Consider the following 18,672-nt stretch of genomic DNA (forward strand, 5'->3'; position numbering starts at 1 on the left):
TTACCTTTTATTATAATATAAATGAACCACTGAACTCGCGAATGCGATGTAGGTGGTGTTTTATTTTGGATATATTACTAATCCATACATATTTGTCTCATTTGCTTTCAAATTTAATTTTTCCGCTTCCTTTAATGTCACCATAACCCGTTTTACAAAGAGTTTGTCAATTACAGTTCCCACTCGTTTGGGTAACTCTTCTTTCCGAATTTCGATTTTGAAATATAAATGTACAAAAAATGAAACGAAATCACATATTTGAATAAAATAGGATTCTGATGAATTTTTTTCCATAATATCCTCGATCATATTGCTGATCGGATGATTGACAAACCCAGGCAAATATTTGGATTGGATCGGATTAAATGCACGTATAGCTCTGGCTGTCTTTCTCATAGGTGCTATTCTGCCCTCATCCGTAATCACTAAATAATTCCATTGCCCATCGCTGTCATTCTCGATACGTTGTATATTATATTTCAATGCATTTTCAAGAACGTGATAGTTATTATCTTTAAATTTTTTCTTATCAATAATCACATTTACAATCTTTAAATCCATCTTTGCAATTGTTAACGTAAATGCTTTTATTATATCTTGTTTTGTTTCTTTTGACCAATGATACTCACGATATGGATTTTTATCCGTCAAAAAATGTTTTGTATGCATCTCTTCTGATACATGAAAGCCATATTTATCTTTTAATTCTCTTCTCAAAATACGCATTTTTTCAAAATTTTGCTGCCAGCTCTCTGCAGGCATATACAAACTTGTTAAAATAAAATGGTCTGATGAATTTATTGTTACTCCGTCATCCCCTGTTTCATCAAAATATGCTATATATGTTTTCATCAATTCCCCTTTCATATTTTAGACATTTTAATGCCATTCATTTTTAATAATGAAAACTATGGTGATTCACCAAAATACTGAAATTAAATAAGATTTGAAATAGAAAATTTACTTATAGATAGAGAATAGCAAACTATTCTCAGCCTGTCAACATGACAAAATAACATTCAAATCAGACTTTCGCACATTACAGCGATAGCAAACTAATCTGTTGACGATAAGCCATTTCTTGTATATAATAAATCGTATCACTGTATACAATTAAGAAAATGTACAAGAAGAAAAATTTGAGGAGGCTATTATGACAGGAAATACGTTAGGCTGGGTAATTGTGGCATTCGTGCTGTACTTACTCATGATGATCGCTATCGGAGCGTTTTATGCAAAGGGCAATAACAATTCCGAAGACTACTTTTTGGGAGGCAGAAAGCTGAACGGCTTCGTCGCTGCGCTGTCCGCGCAGGCATCGGATATGAGCGGATGGCTGTTAATGGGGCTGCCGGGAGCTATTTACTTAACCGGTGTCGGAGGTGACGGCTGGATCGCCATCGGACTTTTCATCGGCACGACGCTGAACTGGCTGTTCATTGCCACGAAGCTGCGCAGATATACGATCCGCGCTAATAATTCCGTGACGCTGCCGACTTATTTTGAGAACCGCTTCCATGATGATAAGAAAGTATTGATGACGGTTTCTTCTATTACTATTGTAGTATTTTTCCTGGTATATTGTGCTTCCGCACTTTCTGCCGGAGGTCAGCTGTTTGAGTCCGTGTTCGGTATTGACTATCATGTGGCACTGACCATCGGTGCGCTGGTAGTTTTGGTCTATACCTTCCTCGGCGGATTTACCGCGGTATGTGTGACAGACTTTATTCAGGGCATGCTGATGCTGGTCGGTATCCTGGCAGTACCTTTGTTTGCCTATCATTTCCTGACCGGCAATGGAACCACGCTGGCAGCAGGACTGGAAGCCAGCGGTGCTGACAGTGCCAACTTCCTGAACCTGATGAAGAACGGTGACGGCAGCAACAATATCATCAGCGTGATCTCCGGTCTCGGCTGGGGACTGGGATATTTCGGAATGCCCCACATCCTGGTGAGATTTATGGCAGTCCGGGATGAGAAGGAAATGACCAAGTCCAAGGCTACAGCCATCAGCTGGGTGGCATTATCCCTGGGATTTGCAGTATTTATCGGTATTCTGGGCAGAGCTTATCTGCCGGAGCTGGTGAATGGCAATAATGAGAAGGTATTTATTGAGATGATCAAGAAGGTATTTACCGTGGAGATGCGGGCTCCGTTCATTGCAGGATTGTTCCTCTGTGGTATCCTGGCAGCGATCATGTCCACGGCGGATTCCCAGCTGTTAGTCAGTGCCTCCAGTGTGGCGGAAGATATCTTCAAGGGACTGCTCAAGAAGGATGCGGATGACAAGACGGTCATGAATGTCAGCCGTGTCACTGTACTGGTGGTAGCTGTGCTGGCTTACATCATCGCATGGAATCCGAACAACACCGTCATGGGACTGGTATCCAACGCGTGGGCAGGTTTAGGTGCCGCCTTTGGTCCGCTGGTAGTGATGTCCTTATATTGGAAGAGAACCAACTTCCCAGGAGCGGTAGCCGGAATTGTCACCGGTGCACTTGCCGTTATCATCTGGGATTACATCCCTCTCGTGGGCGGACAGACTCTGGGCAAAGCTACCGGATTGTATTCCCTGGTAGTAGGCTTCGGGCTGGGACTTATCGCTATCATCGCAGTCAGCCTCACTACCAAGACTCCTTCCGAGGAAATGCTGCAGGAGTTCGAGGATGTGAAAGCGAACCGGCTGTAACAGACCGTTGATGAAATAAATATTGACAGACAAAAATACTGATGGACAGCGAAGACATCTGCCTGTCAGTATTTTTATGTATTTGTGTTGGCGAGGGTATGGGAGGCAAAAACAAGCTATCTGTACCCAGCAGAACTTGCGAAAGCGGGTATGTGAGACAAAATCAGGTCGATTATACCCTCCACCTTTGTACATCGGGGCGCAGAAAGGAATTTTGCCGTAATAAGCCCCGTCGATACCGGGATATCGGGGCGTAGATAAGGATTTTGCCGTAATAAGCCCCGTCGATACCGGGATATCGGGGCGTAGAAAGAGATTTTGTCAGAATAGGCCCCGGGGATATCGGACCAGCGGGGCGCAGCAAGAGATTTTGCCAGGATAAGCCCCGGGGATCTCGGACCAGCGGGGCTTAGAAAGAGATTTTGCCAGGATAAGCCCCGGGGATCTCGGACTAGCGGGGCTTAGAAAGAGATTTTGTCAGAATAAGCCCCGGGGATCTCGGACCAGCGGGGCGCAGCAAGAGATTCTGTCAAAATAAGCCCCGGGGATCTCGGACCAGCGGGGCGCAGAAAGAGATTCTGTCAAAATAAGCCCTGGGGATCTCGGACCAGAGGGGCGCAGCAAGAGATTTTGCCAGGATAAGCCCGACGGCAACTGAGAGCATCCAAGGGGGAACGGTTTCATTTGCCATAAAAAATATTGGGCGATATTATACTGGGCTATATTATATATAAGAAGAAACTCACAAAAATACAGTGGCGAACCTGTGCAAAACAGCAAAAAGAAATTGTATCAAAAAAAAATACAATTTTTTTAAAAAAAGTCTTGCAATGCCCGTAAATTCAATGTATACTAATCCTTGCTGTGGCATGATAGCTGTGAAACGTGAGGTTGCCGGTTTCCAGTAATGGAGATCGGGTTTTCCGTGGAGCGAATGTCAAGTTAGAAAACTGACGGCAAGTCACTGTACCAATTAACATCTGCCTTGAGCAGTAACAACGTGTAAGTTTATGACCGGAGAGAAGAAAGCGTTGCACAAAGGTCGCAGACACACACGGGAAAGTGTACAGTCACCGCTTGTCCGTACAAAAAGTAAGTATTAACTTACAAAAGTGCGAAAAGGAGGCGACTTTTTTTATGGCAAATCAGGTAATGAGAATTACATTGAAAGCTTATGAACATCAGCTTGTTGATGCATCTGCCAAAAAAATCATCGAAACTGTTAAGAAGACCGGAGCTCAGGTGAGTGGTCCCGTACCTCTTCCTACCAAGAAGGAAGTTGTTACCATTCTGAGAGCAGTACACAAGTACAAGGACTCCAGAGAACAGTTCGAGCAGAGAACTCACAAGAGACTGATCGACATCATGGCTCCCACTCAGAAGACTGTTGATGCTCTTCAGAGACTGGAAATGCCTGCCGGTGTTTACATCGACATAAAGATGAAAAATAACTAATTTTTCATCTCGATGAAGAACAACTAATAAGTAAGTTTTTCAAAGTAAAGCCAAAACAACAAAAACCTCTACTTAGACGTAAGAACACAGTGCGATGAACAATCGCCAGGGAAATGCGCGAAGCGTATTTCTAAGTGTTTCGCAGAAACACTTTGGGTTTTGCAAGAAACACTTTGGTCCGCTATGTAGAACACAGGAGGTAAAAATGAAGAAAGCAATTTTGACAACAAAAGTTGGAATGACTCAGATCTTCAATGAAGATGGCGTGCTCGTTCCCGTAACCGTGCTTCAGGCTGGTCCCTGCGTGGTTACTCAGGTAAAGACCGTGGAGAATGATGGCTACAGTGCTGTACAGGTAGGCTTCGTTGACAAGAAGGATAAGGTTGTTAACAAGGATGCCAGCGGCAAGAAGCAGATCGTACACAGACATGGTGTTAACAAAGCAGAGCAGGGCCACTTCAAGAAGGCTGGCGTAAGCTCCAAGAGATATGTAAGAGAGTTCAAGGTTGAGAACGCTGAGGAGTACACCCTTGGTGCAGAGATCAAAGCTGACATCTTCGCTGCAGGTGATAAGGTAGATGCTTCTGCAATCTCCAAAGGTAAGGGCTTCCAGGGCGCAATCAAGAGATTTGGACAGCACAGAGGACCTATGGCTCATGGTTCCAAGTTCCATCGTCATCAGGGTTCCAATGGTGCATGTTCCTCCCCTAGCCGTGTATTCAAGGGCAAGGGAATGCCTGGACATATGGGTTGTGTAAAGGTAACTGTTCAGAATCTTGAGGTCGTAAGAGTAGATGCTGAGAAGAATCTGCTTCTGGTAAAGGGTGCAGTACCCGGACCTAAGAAAGCTTTAGTAACCATCAAAGAGACCGTTAAGGTTGAGGCATAGTTTAGGACGAAAGGAGGACCAATCAGATGGCAAACGTATCTGTTTACAATATGGAAGGCAAAGAAGTTGGTACAATCGAATTAAACGATGCAGTGTTTGGTGTTGAAGTGAACGAGCACCTGGTACACATGGCAGTTGTACAGCAGCTTGCAAATAATCGTCAGGGAACTCAGAAAGCAAAGACCCGTTCTGAGGTATCCGGTGGCGGAAGAAAGCCCTGGAGACAGAAGGGAACCGGTCATGCAAGACAGGGTTCAACCAGATCTCCCCAGTGGGCAGGCGGCGGCGTAGTATTCGCTCCCGTTCCCAGAGATTACTCTTTCAAGCTTAACAAGAAAGAGAAGAGAGCAGCTCTGAAGTCTGCACTGACCAGCAAGGTTCAGGGAAGCAGCCTGATCGTAGTAGATGAGCTGAAATTCGACGAGATCAAGACCAAGAACTTCGCCAACGTTATGAATAACTTAAAGGTAGAAAAGGGACTGGTAGTGATCGCTGATAACGATACTAACGTAGTTATGTCCGCTAGAAACGTAGCTGATGTAGATACCACCCTGGTAAATACCATCAACGTTTACGACGTAATGAAGGCTAAGACAGTTGTCCTGACCAAGGATGCTGTTGCAAAGATTGAGGAGGTATACGCATAATGGCTGATATTAAATACTATGATGTAATCCTCAAACCCGTTATTACCGAGAAGAGCATGGCCGGCATGGGCGAGAAGAAGTACACCTTCCTCGTTCACACCGAAGCTAACAAGTCTCAGATCAAAGAGGCTGTTGAGAAGATGTTCGAAGGTACCAAGGTTAAGAGTGTTAACACCATCAATATGGATGGCAAGAACAAGAGACGTGGAATGGTTACCGGTAAGACTGCCAAGACCAAGAAGGCTATTGTTCAGTTGACCGCAGATAGCAAAGAAATCGAGATCTTCGCAGGTCTGTAAGATCGAAGCTACTGCTGAGATTCAGGTATGCGGCACATAAAGTGCTCGCGCAAAAAATCATCGTAAAGGAGATACAGTAATGGGAATTAAGACATACAACCCCTATACACCTTCCAGAAGAAACATGACTGGTTCTGACTTCTCTGAGATCACCAAGACCTCTCCCGAGAAGAGCCTGTGTGTTTCCCTGAAGAAGAACTCCGGCCGTAATAATCAGGGTAAGATCACTGTAAGACATCGCGGCGGCGGTTCCAGAAGAAAATACAGAATCATTGATTTCAAGAGATACAAGGATGGCATCCCTGCTACCGTAATCGGTATCGAGTACGATCCTAACAGAACAGCAAACATCGCGCTGATCTGCTACGAAGATGGTACCAAGTCCTATATCCTCGCTCCCGAAGGTCTGACCGACGGAATGAAGGTTATGAACGGTGCAGAGGCCGAGGTCAGAGTAGGTAACTGCTTACCTCTGTCCGAGATCCCTGTAGGTACTCAGGTACACAATATTGAGTTATATCCCGGCAAGGGCGGCCAGCTGGTTCGTTCTGCTGGTAACAGCGCACAGCTGATGGCAAAAGAAGGTAAGTACGCTACTCTTCGTCTTCCCTCCGGTGAGATGAGAATGGTTCCCCTGGTTTGCCGTGCAACTGTTGGTGTTGTAGGTAACGTTGATCATAGCCTGGTTAAGATCGGTAAAGCCGGACGTAAGCGTCACATGGGCATCCGTCCCACCGTACGTGGTTCCGTCATGAACCCCAACGACCATCCTCATGGTGGTGGTGAAGGTAAGACCGGTATCGGTCGTCCCGGCCCCAGCACACCTTGGGGTAAACCTGCTCTTGGTCTGAAGACACGTAAATCTAAGAAGGCTTCCAACAAGCTGATCGTAAGAAGACGTGACGGCAGAGCAATCAAATAGTTAAGGAGGAAAGATCATGGCTAGATCACTGAAAAAAGGACCTTTCGCAGACGCAAGCCTGTTAAAGAAAGTCGACGCTTTAAATGCATCAGGACAGAAGCAGGTTATTAAGACCTGGTCCCGTCGTTCTACAATTTTCCCTTCCTTCGTAGGACATACGATTGCTGTTCATGATGGTAGAAAGCATGTTCCCGTATACGTTACTGAGGATATGGTTGGCCACAAGCTCGGTGAGTTCGTAGCAACCAGAACCTTCAGAGGCCACGGCAAGGACGAGAAGAAATCCAAGGTTAGATAATTTTATTATTGACCTGGAGCAAAAAATATGCTATCTTTTATAGATGGCTGGGAGAGCTATGCGCTCTCCCGAGGGTCTTCCCTCGAAAGAGGAAAGAAGACGGGATATTTTTGTGCGCAGCACTTAGGAAACACACGGGTGCGTTGCGCGGTTTCAGTTTGAAAGGAGGACCAAATCTATGGCTAAAGGACATAGATCCCAAATTAAGAGAGAAAGAAACGCTCAGAAAGATACAAGACCTTCAGCTAAGCTGTCTTACGCAAGAGTATCTGTTCAGAAGGCTTGTTTCGTATTAGATGCCATCAGAGGCAAAGATGTACAGACTGCACTTGGTATTCTGGAGTACAATCCCAGATATGCTTCCAGCCTGATCAAGAAGCTGCTTGAGTCAGCAATCGCTAACGCTGAGAACAATAACGGTATGAATACCGAGAACCTTTATGTTGCAGAGTGCTTTGCAAACAAAGGACCTACCATGAAGAGAGTAAAGCCCAGAGCACAGGGCAGAGCTTATAGAATCGAAAAGAGAATGAGCCACATTACCATCGTTCTTGATGAGAAGAAGTAGGGAAAGGAGCTATTAAAAGTTTATGGGACAGAAAGTTAATCCTCACGGCCTGAGAGTCGGTGTTATTAAAGATTGGGATTCCAAGTGGTACGCTGATGCAGAGTTTTCCGATTATCTGGTAGAAGACTACAACATCAGAAAGTTCCTGAAAAAGAAATTATACAGTGCAGGTGTTTCCAAGATCGAGATCGAAAGAGCATCTGACAGAGTAAAGGTTATCATCTATACTGCTAAGCCCGGTGTTGTAATCGGTAAGGGCGGCGCTGAGATCGAAGTAACCAAGAAAGAGCTCGCCAAGTTAACCGATAAGAAGGTTATGGTTGACATTAAAGAGATCAAGAGACCTGACAGAGATGCACAGCTGGTAGCTGAGAACATCGCTCAGCAGCTGGAGAACCGTGTATCCTTCAGACGTGCAATGAAGTCCTGCATGGGCAGAACCATGAAGTCTGGTGCTATGGGTATCAAGACCTGCTGTTCTGGTCGTCTGGGCGGTGCTGATATCGCTCGTGCTGAGTTCTACAGCGAGGGAACCATTCCTCTGCAGACACTGAGAGCAGATATCGATTATGGTTTTGCTGAAGCAAACACCACCTATGGTAAAGTTGGAGTTAAAGTTTGGATTTATAAAGGCGAGATACTTCCTACAAAAGGAAATCAGATGGAAGGGAGCGATAAATAATGTTAATGCCGAAGAGAGTAAAACGTCGTAAACAGTTCCGTGGATCCATGGCCGGAAAAGCTTCCAGAGGTAACACCCTGGCATATGGCGAATTTGGTCTGGTTGCTACAGAACCCTGCTGGATCAAGTCTAATCAGATTGAGGCAGCCCGTATTGCGCTTACCCGTTATACCAAGCGTACCGGTAAAGTATGGATTAAGATTTTCCCCGATAAGCCCGTAACTGTAAAGCCTCTCGGTACTCGTATGGGTTCCGGTAAAGGCGCTGTAGATTGCTGGGTAGCAGTTGTTAAGCCCGGACGTGTAATGTTCGAGATCGCTGGTGTTCCCGAAGAGGACGCTCGTGAAGCATTACGTCTTGCTATGCACAAGCTCCCTTGTAAGTGTAAGATCATTGCTAAGGCAGATGTGGAAGGCGGTGTGACAGAATGAAATCAAATAAATTTGTAGAAGAATTGAAGACAAAGTCCGATGCAGAACTGGCACAGGAGCTGGTAGCTGCTAAAAAAGAACTTTTCAATTTGAGATTCCAGAACGCAACCAATCAGTTAGATAATACTGCAAGAATCAAAGAAGTTAGAAGAAACATTGCACGTATTCAGACTGTTATCACCGAGAAGGCTAGAGCGTAACGCGTGGGTGCGTAGAAAGGAGATCAAACCGTGGAAAGAAATTTGAGAAAAACACGTACTGGTAAGGTTATCAGTAATAAGATGGATAAAACTATTGTAGTTGCAATCGAAGAGCATGTTAAGCATCCCCTTTACAAAAAGATCGTAAAGGACACCTACAAGCTGAAGGCGCATGACGAGAATAACGAGTGCAACATTGGCGATATCGTAAAAGTTATGGAGACAAGACCCCTGTCCAAGGACAAGAGATGGAGACTTGTTGAGATCGTAGAAAGAGCTAAATAAATTAGCACGCGAATATTAAGTTTGTAAGAAACCGCGGAAGCGGTGAAGGAGGAATAACATGGTTCAGCAGGAAAGTAGACTGAAAGTTGCTGATAACACCGGCGCAAAAGAGTTACTTTGCATTCGTGTTATGGGCGGTTCTACCAGAAGATATGCACAGATCGGCGACGTGATTGTTGCTTCCGTTAAAGATGCAACACCAGGTGGCGTTGTAAAAAAAGGTGATGTAGTAAAGGCAGTTGTAGTTCGTTCCGTAAAGGGCGCTCGTCGTAAAGACGGTTCTTACATCAAGTTTGATGAGAACGCTGCAGTTATCATCAAAGATGACAAGACTCCCAGAGGAACCCGTATCTTTGGGCCGGTTGCAAGAGAGCTTCGTGAGAAACAGTTCATGAAAATTGTTTCCCTGGCTCCCGAAGTATTATAAGGAGGTTGCCACATGTCTACAATGAAAATTAAGAAGGGCGACACCGTTAAGGTTATCGCTGGTAAAGACTTAGGTACAGAGGGCAAGGTTCTCTCTGTAGACGTAAAGAATCATAAAGTCCTGGTTGAGGGCGTTAACAAGATCACAAAGCATGCAAAGCCTTCTCAGGCAAACCCCAATGGCGGTATTGTTGAGAAAGAAGCTCCTATTGATATTTCAAACGTTATGCTTGTTGTAAAAGGCAAGACCACAAGAGTTGGCTTCAAGGTTGAAGACGGCAAGAAAGTACGTTTCGCAAAGTCAACAGGCGAAGTGATTGACTAATCAATAGGAAGGAGGAAATATAAGTGAGCAGACTGAAAGATTTATATAACAATGAGATCGTCGATGCTATGACCAAGAAGTTCGGTTACGCTAATGTAATGGAAGTTCCCAAGCTCGACAAGATCGTTATCAACATGGGTGTTGGTGAAGCAAAAGAAAACGCTAAGATCCTTGAGAATGCAGTTGCTGATATGGAAGCTATCACCGGACAGAAGGCAGTTCTGACCAAGGCTAAGAATTCCGTAGCAAACTTCAAGATCCGTGAGGGCATGCCCATCGGATGTAAGACCACTCTGCGTGGTGAGAAGATGTATGAGTTCCTGGATCGTCTGGTTAACCTCGCTCTTCCTCGTGTCCGTGACTTCAGAGGCGTTAACCCTAACGCATTCGACGGCAGAGGTAACTATGCACTCGGTATCAAAGAGCAGTTCATCTTCCCTGAGATCGAGTACGATAAGATTGACAAGACCAGAGGTATGGATATCATTTTCGTAACAACTGCTAAGACCGACGAAGAGGCACGTGAGCTGCTGAGACTGTTCAACATGCCTTTCGCAAAGTAATCAAGGAGGTAAATTCTGATGGCAAAGACATCAATGAAGATTAAACAGCAGCGCAAACCTAAGTTCTCTACTCAGGCTTATACCCGCTGCAAGATTTGTGGTCGTCCCCACTCTGTACTGAGAAAATACGGAATTTGCCGTGTTTGCTTCCGTGAACTGGCATACAAGGGCGAGATCCCCGGAGTTAAGAAGGCATCTTGGTAAGAGTGAAAAGATTTTCTAAGCCAGCAAAGTACGCTGGCTAACAAAATCTATATTTCACTCCTAAGAGAATTTTCCCGGTGGGAAAATTCTCCGGGATGAAAAGAAATTCCTTATGGAATTCTCCGGAGCAAAAAGTTTTAAATTAGTTTATAAGAGTAATCTTATAATATAGATGGTATATACAAAGTGTATGTACTTAGCATGATTCAAGTCAAATAATAAGGAGGAAACTAAATCATGACAATGAGCGATCCTATCGCAGATATGCTTACAAGAATCCGTAATGCAAATACTGCAAAACACGACACCGTAGACGTACCTTCTTCCAAGATGAAGCTGGCTATCGCACAGATTCTGCTGGACGAGGGATATATTAAAAAGTACGACATCGTTGAAGACGGTGGTTTCAAGACCATCCACATCACTCTGAAGTACGGCGCAGACAAGAACGAGAAGATCATCTCCGGCATCAAGAGAATCTCTAAGCCCGGCTTACGTGTATACGCTGGCAAGGAAGATCTGCCTAAGGTTCTTGGCGGTCTGGGTATTGCTATTATCTCTACCAACCAGGGTGTTATCACCGACAAGAAGGCTCGTGAGCTTCAGGTTGGCGGCGAAGTATTAGCATTCGTTTGGTAAGGATGAAAAGATTTTCTAAGTCAGCAAAATACGCTGACTAATAAAATCTAAGTTTCATCCCTAAGAGAATTCCTTGCGGAATTCTCCTGTGTAACTATTGTTTTTCTATAGAATTATAGGAGGTACGGGCATGTCCAGAATAGGTAGAATGCCAATCGCAATTCCTGCAGGTGTTACTGTAGAAGTTGCAGAAAATAACAAAGTGACTGTGAAAGGTCCCAAGGGTACTCTGGTAAGAGTATTACCCTCTGAGATGGAAATTAAAGTGGAAGGTGCAGAAGTTCTCGTAAGCAGACCCAACGATCTGAAGAAGATGAAGTCTCTTCACGGCCTGACAAGAACTCTGATCCACAACATGGTAGTAGGTGTTACCGAAGGTTTCGAGAAGAAGCTGGAAGTAAATGGTGTTGGTTACAGAGCTGCTAAGTCCGGCAAGAAGCTGACCCTGAACCTTGGTTACTCTCATCCCGTAGAGATGATCGATCCCGAAGGCATTGAAGCTGTAGTTGAAGGCCAGAACGTGATCATCGTTAAGGGTATCGACAAAGAAAAAGTTGGCCAGTACGCTGCTGAGATCCGCGACAAGAGAAGACCTGAGCCTTATAAGGGCAAGGGTATCAAGTATGCCGATGAGACCATCAGACGTAAAGTTGGTAAGACTGGTAAGAAATAATAGATAAGGAGAGTATGAAGATGGTTAGTAAAGAGTCCAGACAGTTAGTACGTGCAAAAAAGCACATGAAAATTCGTAACCGCTTCAGCGGCACTGCTGAAAGACCTCGTCTTGCAGTGTTCAGAAGCAATAATCATATGTATGCTCAAATTATCGACGATACAGTTGGTAACACTTTAGTATCTGCATCCACTCTTGAGAAAGAGATCAAGGCAGAGCTGGAGAAGACCAATAACGTTGATGCAGCAGCATATCTTGGAACTGTTATCGCAAAGAGAGCAATCGAAAAAGGTATCAAAGAAGTTGTTTTCGACCGTGGCGGTTTCATTTATCAGGGTAAAGTAGCAGCTTTAGCCGATGCAGCCAGAGAAGCTGGCCTGGAATTCTAGGAAAGGAAAGAGGAATACACCATGAAACACACAATCATAGATGCAAGCCAGTTAGAGTTAAATGATAAAGTTGTTACCATCAAGCGTGTAACCAAGACCGTTAAGGGTGGTCGTAACATGAGATTCACCGCGCTGGTAGTTGTTGGTGACGGCAACGGCCATGTAGGCGCTGGTCTGGGAAAGGCTGTAGAAATTCCCGAAGCTATCCGTAAGGGTAAGGAAGACGCTGTAAAGCATATTGTTGAGATCAATCTGGATGAGAACAATTCCATCACCCATGATTTCATCGGTAAGTATGGTTCTGCTAACGTTTTACTGAAGAAGGCTCCTGAAGGTACCGGTATCATCGCTGGTGGTCCCGCTCGTGTCGTTTGTGAGCTTGCAGGTATCAAGAATATCCGTACCAAGTCTCTTGGCTCCAACAATAAGCAGAACGTTGTTCTTGCAACCATCTCCGGTTTAAGCCAGATCAAGGCTCCCGAAGAAGTAGCAAAGAATCGTGGAAAGTCTGTTGAGGAAGTTCTGGCGTAAGCCGGATCTTCCCGTTAAGTTGACAGGGCCAACAGAAAGGAGTAGAGTATGGCAGACAAGAAGTTAAAGATCACTCTGGTAAAGTCCACCATCGGCGCTGTGCCGAAGAATAAAGCAATCGTGGAGTCTATGGGACTGCGTAAGATCGGTAAGTCCGTAGTACTGCCTGATAATGATGCAACAAGAGGACAGATCCGCCAGGTGAATCATTTGATCAAGGTAGAAGAAGCATAATCAGATAAGGAGGTGTTAGGAATGGAATTATCCAATTTAAGACCTGCAGAAGGTTCCAAACACAGTGATAATTTTAGAAGAGGCCGTGGACACGGTTCAGGAAATGGCAAGACCGCAGGTAAGGGTCATAAGGGACAGAAGGCTCGTTCCGGAGCTCCCAGACCTGGTTTCGAAGGTGGTCAGATGCCTTTATACAGACGTATTCCTAAGAGAGGTTTCACTAACAGAAACACTAAGGAAATCGTTGCTATCAATGTAAGTGCTCTGGAGTGCTTTGACAACGGTGCTACCGTTGATGTAAACGCATTGGTTGAAGCAGGAATCATTAAGAACCCCAGAGATGGAGTTAAGATCCTTGGAAACGGAGAACTTACCAAAAAGCTTGATGTAAAGGTAGATGCTTTCAGCGCATCCGCAAAAGAAAAGATCGAGGCTCTTGGTGGAACTGCTGAGGTGATGTAATGCTTACAACACTGAAAAACGCATTTAAAATCAAAGAAATCAGACAGAAGATTCTTTTTACACTGGGAATGTTAGTTGTGATCCGTATCGGATCACAGCTTCCCGTACCCGGGGTGGACACGAAGTTCTTTTCTCAATGGTTTGCCCAGCAGACAGGCGGTGCGTTCAGTTTCTTTGATGCCATTACGGGCGGTTCTTTCCTGAACATGTCTATTCTGGCATTGAACATCAACCCTTATATTACATCTTCCATTATCATGCAGCTGCTTACAATTGCTATTCCAAAGCTGGAAGAAATGCAGCGTGACGGTGAAGACGGCCGTAAAAAAATGGTTGCCATCACCAGATACGTTACCGTAGCGCTTGCACTGATCCAGTCCACAGCAATGGCAATCGGTTTTGGCAGACAGGGCTACTTGATCGAGTTCAACGCTCTGAATGTAATTACCACGATCACAGCACTTACCGCTGGTAGTGCTTTCCTGATGTGGGTGGGTGAACGAATCACAGAAAAAGGTATCGGAAATGGTATTTCCATCGTACTGGTGATCAACATCATTTCCCGACTGCCTCAAGACCTGAGCAACCTGTTTGAGCAGTTCGTATTCGGAAAAGCTCCGGCAACCGCAATCCTTGCAGTAGTTATCATCTTCGCAATTATTATTGCCATGGTGGTACTGGTTATCATCTTAAATGATGGTGTGCGCAAGATTCCGGTACAGTATGCCAAGAAAATGCAGGGCAGAAAGATGGTCGGCGGACAGACTTCCAATATTCCGTTGAAAGTAAATACTTCCGGCGTTATTCCCATCATTTTTGCACAGTCCATTATGCAGTTCCCCATTATTATCTGTTCCTTTATCGGATATAACGGAACCGGCGTATGGGCAGAGATCCTGAAAGGTCTGAATTCCGGTTACTGGTGCAAACCCAGTCAGCCGATTTATTCCCTGGGACTTTTGCTGTACATTGTATTGATTGTATTTTTTGCATACTTCTATACATCCATTACATTTAATCCTTTGATGATTGCCGATAACATGAAGAAGCAGGGTGGTTTCATTCCCGGTATCAGACCTGGTAAGCCTACCAGTGATTATCTGAACAAGATTCTGAATTATATCGTATTCATCGGTGCGATCGGCCTGATCATTGTATCTGTGATCCCGTATTTCTTTAACGGTGTGTTCGGCGCAAGTGTATCCTTCGGCGGTACCAGCCTGATCATTATCGTAAGCGTAGTACTGGAGACCATGAAGCAGGTAGAATCTCAGATGCTCGTTCGCAACTACAAGGGATTCCTGGAAGATTAGCAGCATAACAGTAACCGGATGGTTTGTAATCATCCGGTTATTTTTGTATTATGGGAAAATCTATTGCAAAAAAGCCGCATAAAAGTTAAAATATAAATGTTGGGCTGTATTTGTAGCTTATCCATAGAAGAGCAGAGCCTGCAGCTGCAGGCAGATAGGAGCAGATATGAAGATTATCATGTTAGGCGCACCCGGCGCAGGTAAAGGTACACAGGCAAAGATGATCGCTGAAAAGTACGGAATCCCTCATGTATCCACAGGCGATATTTTCCGTGCAAATATCAAGAACGGAACCGAACTTGGTATGGAAGCAAAGAAATACATGGATCAGGGACAGCTGGTTCCCGATGAACTGACTGTTAAGATCCTCTTAGACAGAGTAGCACAGGATGATTGCAAGAACGGTTATGTACTGGATGGATTCCCCAGAACCATTCCTCAGGCAGAAGTACTGGACAAGGCACTGACTGAGCTGGGAGATGCCATTGATTTTGCAATCGATGTAAATGTTCCCGATGAGAATATCGTGAAGAGAATGTCTGGCAGACGTGCATGCCTGTCCTGCGGCGCAACCTATCACATTGAGCATATTCCTCCCAAGAAGGAAGGCATCTGTGACAAGTGCGGACAGGAACTGGTACTGCGTGACGATGATAAGCCTGAGACCGTACTGAACCGTCTGAAAGTTTATCATGACCAGACCCAGCCTCTGATCGAATTCTATACCAAGAAAAATGTATTAAAGACCGTAGACGGCACCAAGGATATGAAGGAAGTATTCGCAGATATCGTAGCAATTCTTGGCTAGGAAAAGTCCGGATCACTGATCAGCAGCAGTAAGGTCCGGAACAGAAAGGTGAATAAAATGGCAGTAACTATCAAATCACAGCGTGAAATTGAGTTGATGAGAGAATCTTGTAAGATTCTGGCGGATGTATTCAGCGAGATGGAGAAGGCAGTACACCCCGGGGTATCCACTCTGGATATCAATAACCTGGGAGAGAAACTGATCCGTGCCCATGGCTGCATTCCCAACTTCTTAAATTACAACGGATATCCGGCATCTATCTGTGTATCCGTGAATGATGAAGTCGTACATGGTATACCTCACAAGGATCATATTCTTCACGAAGGTGATATTGTAAGTCTGGATGCAGGACTGATTTATAAAGGATACCATTCCGACATGGCACGTACTTTCCCGGTAGGCCAGGTCAGTGAAGAGGCAAGACTCCTGATGGAGAGAACCAAGGGAAGCTTTTTCGCAGGCATTGAGATGGCGAAGGCAGGCAATCACCTGTATGACATTTCCAATGCAATTGATGCCTATATCAAGCCTTTTGGCTACGGTATCGTAAGAGACCTGGTAGGTCACGGTATCGGCACCAGCCTGCATGAGGATCCGCAGATCCCCAACTTCGCACAGCATAGACGTGGACTGAAGCTTCAGGCCGGTATGACGCTGGCGATCGAGCCCATGATCAATATCGGAAGACCGGATGTGGCATGGCTGGACGATGATTGGACTGTAGTTACCGAGGATGGATCCCTGTCTGCACATTATGAGAATACGGTCCTGATCACAGACGGTGAGCCGGAGATCCTGACCATGTATTAAGGAGCGGGTAACGGCAGACCCGGAGAAGAAAGGTAAGATTTTGATATGTTAGGAGAATTTGCAACTTCAAAGGCCGGACACGATAAGGACAGATTGTACATGATCGTCGGTGAAGAGGAAGAATGGGTCTATCTGTGCGACGGAAGGCTGCGCGGTGTGGAACATCCGAAGAAGAAAAAGAAAAAACATATCCAGATCATACATTCTTCGGCAGAGGATGCGTTGATACAAAGCATGCAACAGAACCTTCCGGGGGAGAAAGACGAGATCAACAGACGAATCTGTAAGACCCTGGAAGCGTATCTGCGTAATAAGTAATATAAAGCAGTAAAAGTAGTAAAGAGTAGAAAGCTATGGAGGAAATTTATGTCTAAAAGTGATGTAATCGAAATCGAAGGAACCGTTGTGGAGAAGCTTCCCAATACCATGTTCCGTGTAGAACTGGAAAACGGACACAGAGTACTGGCTACCATCAGTGGTAAGCTTCGTCAGAACTTCATCCGTATCCTTCCCGGAGATAAGGTAACACTGGAACTGTCTCCCTACGATCTGAGCAAGGGACGTATTATCTGGAGAGATAAGTAAATACCATCTGGAGAGAAAATAGCTATGGCTAAAAAAATACGTAACTTTGCTGCCATTCTGGCGGTCAGTGCGGTAGTGGGAACGATACTGTTAGTACTGGTATTCTTGCTTCCGGTAGGACCTATGAGAAAGAATGTGGAGAAAAGTGTCGGGGATATGCTGAAGACCGGAGACGAGATACCGGAAGATGCATTTTCGCAGTACCTGTGGAAAAACAGAGAGACCTACACCGATGCTATTATGGTGCAGAATGCCATAGAGAGATTGTCGGACAAAAATGCCTACGAACACGCTATGTGGATGTACCACTATGATCTGGAAGAGGATGTATGGACACCGGAGGATTCTCTCAAATCCTTCTGCGAATCCCATGAGAACGTCAATAACATGTATCTCCACATTTATGCGAGATACTGGCACGGCTATCTTTTATATTTAAAGCCGCTGTTACTGTTATTTTCCTGGCAGCACGTGGTATGGCTGGAGCTGGCGGTGCAGATCGCGCTTATGATCTGGGTGCTGGTTACGGCAATCCAAAAGCAAAATGCAGGTGTCGCAGTCATGACTCTGGGAAGTTTCCTGTTTATGAAGCCGGTGTTGGTTCTTGTATCACTGACCATGTCAGTGTGCTGGATTTTGACGCTTCTGGCGGTGGAATACATGCTGTTACATCATGACAGACTGCACGAAAAAGGACAATATCCGGAATTCTTCCTGATCGTGGGAATTCTGACGTCTTATTTTGATTTTCTGACGTATCCCATCGTTACTTTGGGAATTCCTCTGTGCTGTTACTTCTTATTAGAAAGTGATCGCCTGTGGAATAATATCAAAAGACTGACCGGCTTCAGTGTAAGCTGGGCAATCGGTTATGCCGGAATGTGGGCAGCAAAATGGGTCATTGCAGATCTGACATTACATACCGGTACGATCAAGGATGCTATCTGGTCCATTATCGGCCGTACCGAAGCTATTGGCGGCAGACCCCGGATGAACGGGGGGTTCTATGTCATCGGACTGAATCTTCAGGAATATCCGGTCTATATTGGAATTGCTGCAGGAGTGCTGGCAGCGATAGCGATAGGAATGCTTGTGATGATAATCGTCACGGGCAAATGGAAGGAAATATTTGCACAGCTGGTTCCCGTAGTACTCACAGCTGCAATTCCCTTCGTCTGGATCATTGCAGTACAACATCATTCAGCATTGCATGCGAGATTTACCTTCCGAATTTTAAGTGTTGCAGCGGCTGCGGCTATCACTTTTATCGTTTTGAATGTAAAGCAGGCAAAAAAGCAACAAAAAAGTCAAAAAATATTAAAAAAAGCGCAATAATACGCTTGCA

At 44.9% G+C, this 18,672-nt stretch carries 29 protein-coding genes; 28 read left to right on the forward strand and 1 reads right to left on the reverse strand.

All coding sequences use genetic code 11. The features are described 5' to 3' along the window. Nucleotides 1-60: 60 nt before the first annotated feature. Nucleotides 61-852 carry a DUF3800 domain-containing protein gene (locus ACLTOH_RS12400; RefSeq protein WP_172594787.1) on the reverse strand — a complete coding sequence of 264 codons (792 nt, stop codon included), beginning with the start codon at nt 850-852 and terminating at the stop codon, nt 61-63. A gap of 301 nt (nt 853-1,153) precedes the next feature. Between ACLTOH_RS12400 and putP the strand changes: the two genes are divergently transcribed. The 28 genes from putP (at nt 1,154) to ACLTOH_RS12540 (ending at nt 18,662) form a co-directional block, all read left to right on the forward strand. Then, nucleotides 1,154-2,689 (forward strand): sodium/proline symporter PutP, encoded by a 1,536-nt coding sequence (putP, locus tag ACLTOH_RS12405; protein ID WP_412224198.1) that lies wholly within the window; start codon nt 1,154-1,156, stop codon nt 2,687-2,689. A 1,137-nt stretch (nt 2,690-3,826) separates the two neighbouring features. Then, nucleotides 3,827-4,144 carry a 30S ribosomal protein S10 gene (rpsJ, locus tag ACLTOH_RS12410; RefSeq protein WP_117465468.1) on the forward strand — a complete coding sequence of 106 codons (318 nt, stop codon included), beginning with the start codon at nt 3,827-3,829 and terminating at the stop codon, nt 4,142-4,144. A gap of 205 nt (nt 4,145-4,349) precedes the next feature. Further along, nucleotides 4,350-5,033, forward strand: coding sequence for a 50S ribosomal protein L3 (rplC, locus tag ACLTOH_RS12415; RefSeq protein ID WP_412224199.1), 684 nt, complete (start codon nt 4,350-4,352; stop codon nt 5,031-5,033). 26 nt (nt 5,034-5,059) lie between these two features. Further along, nucleotides 5,060-5,680, forward strand: coding sequence for a 50S ribosomal protein L4 (gene rplD / locus ACLTOH_RS12420; RefSeq protein ID WP_176863046.1), 621 nt, complete (start codon nt 5,060-5,062; stop codon nt 5,678-5,680). Further along, nucleotides 5,680-5,979, forward strand: a complete 300-nt coding sequence (rplW, locus tag ACLTOH_RS12425) for a 50S ribosomal protein L23 (RefSeq protein WP_022154315.1) — start codon at nt 5,680-5,682, stop codon at nt 5,977-5,979. Before rplD ends, rplW begins: the two co-directional genes overlap by 1 nt. 79 nt (nt 5,980-6,058) lie before the next feature. Next, nucleotides 6,059-6,901 (forward strand): 50S ribosomal protein L2, encoded by an 843-nt coding sequence (rplB, locus tag ACLTOH_RS12430; RefSeq protein WP_178047554.1) that lies wholly within the window; start codon nt 6,059-6,061, stop codon nt 6,899-6,901. A gap of 16 nt (nt 6,902-6,917) precedes the next feature. After that, the gene (rpsS, locus tag ACLTOH_RS12435; protein ID WP_117465471.1) at nt 6,918-7,199 is read left to right on the forward strand and encodes a 30S ribosomal protein S19; all 282 of its coding nucleotides are present in this window, start codon (nt 6,918-6,920) and stop codon (nt 7,197-7,199) included. A gap of 178 nt (nt 7,200-7,377) precedes the next feature. Then, on the forward strand, nt 7,378-7,767 hold the full coding sequence (gene rplV, locus ACLTOH_RS12440) for a 50S ribosomal protein L22 (protein WP_117465472.1): 390 nt from the start codon (nt 7,378-7,380) through the stop codon (nt 7,765-7,767). A 22-nt stretch (nt 7,768-7,789) separates the two neighbouring features. Next, nucleotides 7,790-8,449, forward strand: coding sequence for a 30S ribosomal protein S3 (rpsC, locus tag ACLTOH_RS12445; RefSeq protein ID WP_118537781.1), 660 nt, complete (start codon nt 7,790-7,792; stop codon nt 8,447-8,449). Further along, nucleotides 8,449-8,880 (forward strand): 50S ribosomal protein L16, encoded by a 432-nt coding sequence (gene rplP, locus ACLTOH_RS12450; RefSeq protein WP_022154310.1) that lies wholly within the window; start codon nt 8,449-8,451, stop codon nt 8,878-8,880. Before rpsC ends, rplP begins: the two co-directional genes overlap by 1 nt. Further along, nucleotides 8,877-9,080, forward strand: a complete 204-nt coding sequence (gene rpmC / locus ACLTOH_RS12455) for a 50S ribosomal protein L29 (protein ID WP_022154309.1) — start codon at nt 8,877-8,879, stop codon at nt 9,078-9,080. The genes rplP and rpmC overlap by 4 nt, the downstream gene beginning before the upstream one ends. Nucleotides 9,081-9,110: 30 nt before the next feature. Next, nucleotides 9,111-9,365 carry a 30S ribosomal protein S17 gene (gene rpsQ / locus ACLTOH_RS12460; RefSeq protein WP_022313401.1) on the forward strand — a complete coding sequence of 85 codons (255 nt, stop codon included), beginning with the start codon at nt 9,111-9,113 and terminating at the stop codon, nt 9,363-9,365. 58 nt (nt 9,366-9,423) lie between these two features. After that, the gene (rplN, locus tag ACLTOH_RS12465) at nt 9,424-9,792 is read left to right on the forward strand and encodes a 50S ribosomal protein L14 (RefSeq protein ID WP_022154307.1); all 369 of its coding nucleotides are present in this window, start codon (nt 9,424-9,426) and stop codon (nt 9,790-9,792) included. A gap of 12 nt (nt 9,793-9,804) precedes the next feature. After that, nucleotides 9,805-10,116 carry a 50S ribosomal protein L24 gene (gene rplX, locus ACLTOH_RS12470; protein ID WP_022154306.1) on the forward strand — a complete coding sequence of 104 codons (312 nt, stop codon included), beginning with the start codon at nt 9,805-9,807 and terminating at the stop codon, nt 10,114-10,116. Between the two features lie 23 nt (nt 10,117-10,139). After that, nucleotides 10,140-10,679 (forward strand): 50S ribosomal protein L5, encoded by a 540-nt coding sequence (rplE, locus tag ACLTOH_RS12475; RefSeq protein ID WP_022313402.1) that lies wholly within the window; start codon nt 10,140-10,142, stop codon nt 10,677-10,679. Between the two features lie 18 nt (nt 10,680-10,697). Further along, nucleotides 10,698-10,883: a type Z 30S ribosomal protein S14 gene (locus ACLTOH_RS12480; RefSeq protein ID WP_022154304.1), complete on the forward strand. Its 186-nt coding sequence runs from the start codon at nt 10,698-10,700 to the stop codon at nt 10,881-10,883. A gap of 237 nt (nt 10,884-11,120) precedes the next feature. After that, nucleotides 11,121-11,522 (forward strand): 30S ribosomal protein S8, encoded by a 402-nt coding sequence (gene rpsH, locus ACLTOH_RS12485; RefSeq protein WP_022154303.1) that lies wholly within the window; start codon nt 11,121-11,123, stop codon nt 11,520-11,522. 130 nt (nt 11,523-11,652) lie between these two features. Then, complete coding sequence (gene rplF, locus ACLTOH_RS12490) at nt 11,653-12,195, forward strand: 50S ribosomal protein L6 (RefSeq protein WP_118503467.1); 543 nt, start codon at nt 11,653-11,655, stop codon at nt 12,193-12,195. A gap of 20 nt (nt 12,196-12,215) precedes the next feature. Then, on the forward strand, nt 12,216-12,584 hold the full coding sequence (gene rplR / locus ACLTOH_RS12495) for a 50S ribosomal protein L18 (protein ID WP_022154301.1): 369 nt from the start codon (nt 12,216-12,218) through the stop codon (nt 12,582-12,584). Between the two features lie 21 nt (nt 12,585-12,605). Continuing rightward, nucleotides 12,606-13,115, forward strand: coding sequence for a 30S ribosomal protein S5 (gene rpsE, locus ACLTOH_RS12500; protein WP_117465474.1), 510 nt, complete (start codon nt 12,606-12,608; stop codon nt 13,113-13,115). Between the two features lie 48 nt (nt 13,116-13,163). Continuing rightward, nucleotides 13,164-13,349: a 50S ribosomal protein L30 gene (gene rpmD / locus ACLTOH_RS12505; protein ID WP_022154299.1), complete on the forward strand. Its 186-nt coding sequence runs from the start codon at nt 13,164-13,166 to the stop codon at nt 13,347-13,349. A 21-nt stretch (nt 13,350-13,370) separates the two neighbouring features. After that, nucleotides 13,371-13,811 (forward strand): 50S ribosomal protein L15, encoded by a 441-nt coding sequence (rplO, locus tag ACLTOH_RS12510; RefSeq protein ID WP_022154298.1) that lies wholly within the window; start codon nt 13,371-13,373, stop codon nt 13,809-13,811. Continuing rightward, nucleotides 13,811-15,124, forward strand: coding sequence for a preprotein translocase subunit SecY (gene secY / locus ACLTOH_RS12515; protein WP_117465475.1), 1,314 nt, complete (start codon nt 13,811-13,813; stop codon nt 15,122-15,124). Before rplO ends, secY begins: the two co-directional genes overlap by 1 nt. Before the next feature lie 166 nt (nt 15,125-15,290). Beyond that, nucleotides 15,291-15,932 (forward strand): adenylate kinase, encoded by a 642-nt coding sequence (locus ACLTOH_RS12520; protein WP_022312016.1) that lies wholly within the window; start codon nt 15,291-15,293, stop codon nt 15,930-15,932. Nucleotides 15,933-15,989: 57 nt separating this feature from the next. Then, nucleotides 15,990-16,742, forward strand: a complete 753-nt coding sequence (gene map, locus ACLTOH_RS12525) for a type I methionyl aminopeptidase (RefSeq protein WP_412195829.1) — start codon at nt 15,990-15,992, stop codon at nt 16,740-16,742. A 45-nt stretch (nt 16,743-16,787) separates the two neighbouring features. Continuing rightward, nucleotides 16,788-17,060, forward strand: coding sequence for a hypothetical protein (locus ACLTOH_RS12530; RefSeq protein WP_412195830.1), 273 nt, complete (start codon nt 16,788-16,790; stop codon nt 17,058-17,060). A 48-nt stretch (nt 17,061-17,108) separates the two neighbouring features. Beyond that, nucleotides 17,109-17,327, forward strand: a complete 219-nt coding sequence (gene infA, locus ACLTOH_RS12535) for a translation initiation factor IF-1 (RefSeq protein WP_022154292.1) — start codon at nt 17,109-17,111, stop codon at nt 17,325-17,327. A 24-nt stretch (nt 17,328-17,351) separates the two neighbouring features. Then, complete coding sequence (locus tag ACLTOH_RS12540) at nt 17,352-18,662, forward strand: hypothetical protein (protein ID WP_412224201.1); 1,311 nt, start codon at nt 17,352-17,354, stop codon at nt 18,660-18,662. Nucleotides 18,663-18,672: the final 10 nt, after the last annotated feature.

This window comes from Waltera sp., assembly GCF_046969025.1.
In the GTDB taxonomy this organism is placed as follows: Bacteria; Bacillota; Clostridia; order Lachnospirales; family Lachnospiraceae; genus Acetatifactor; species Acetatifactor acetigignens.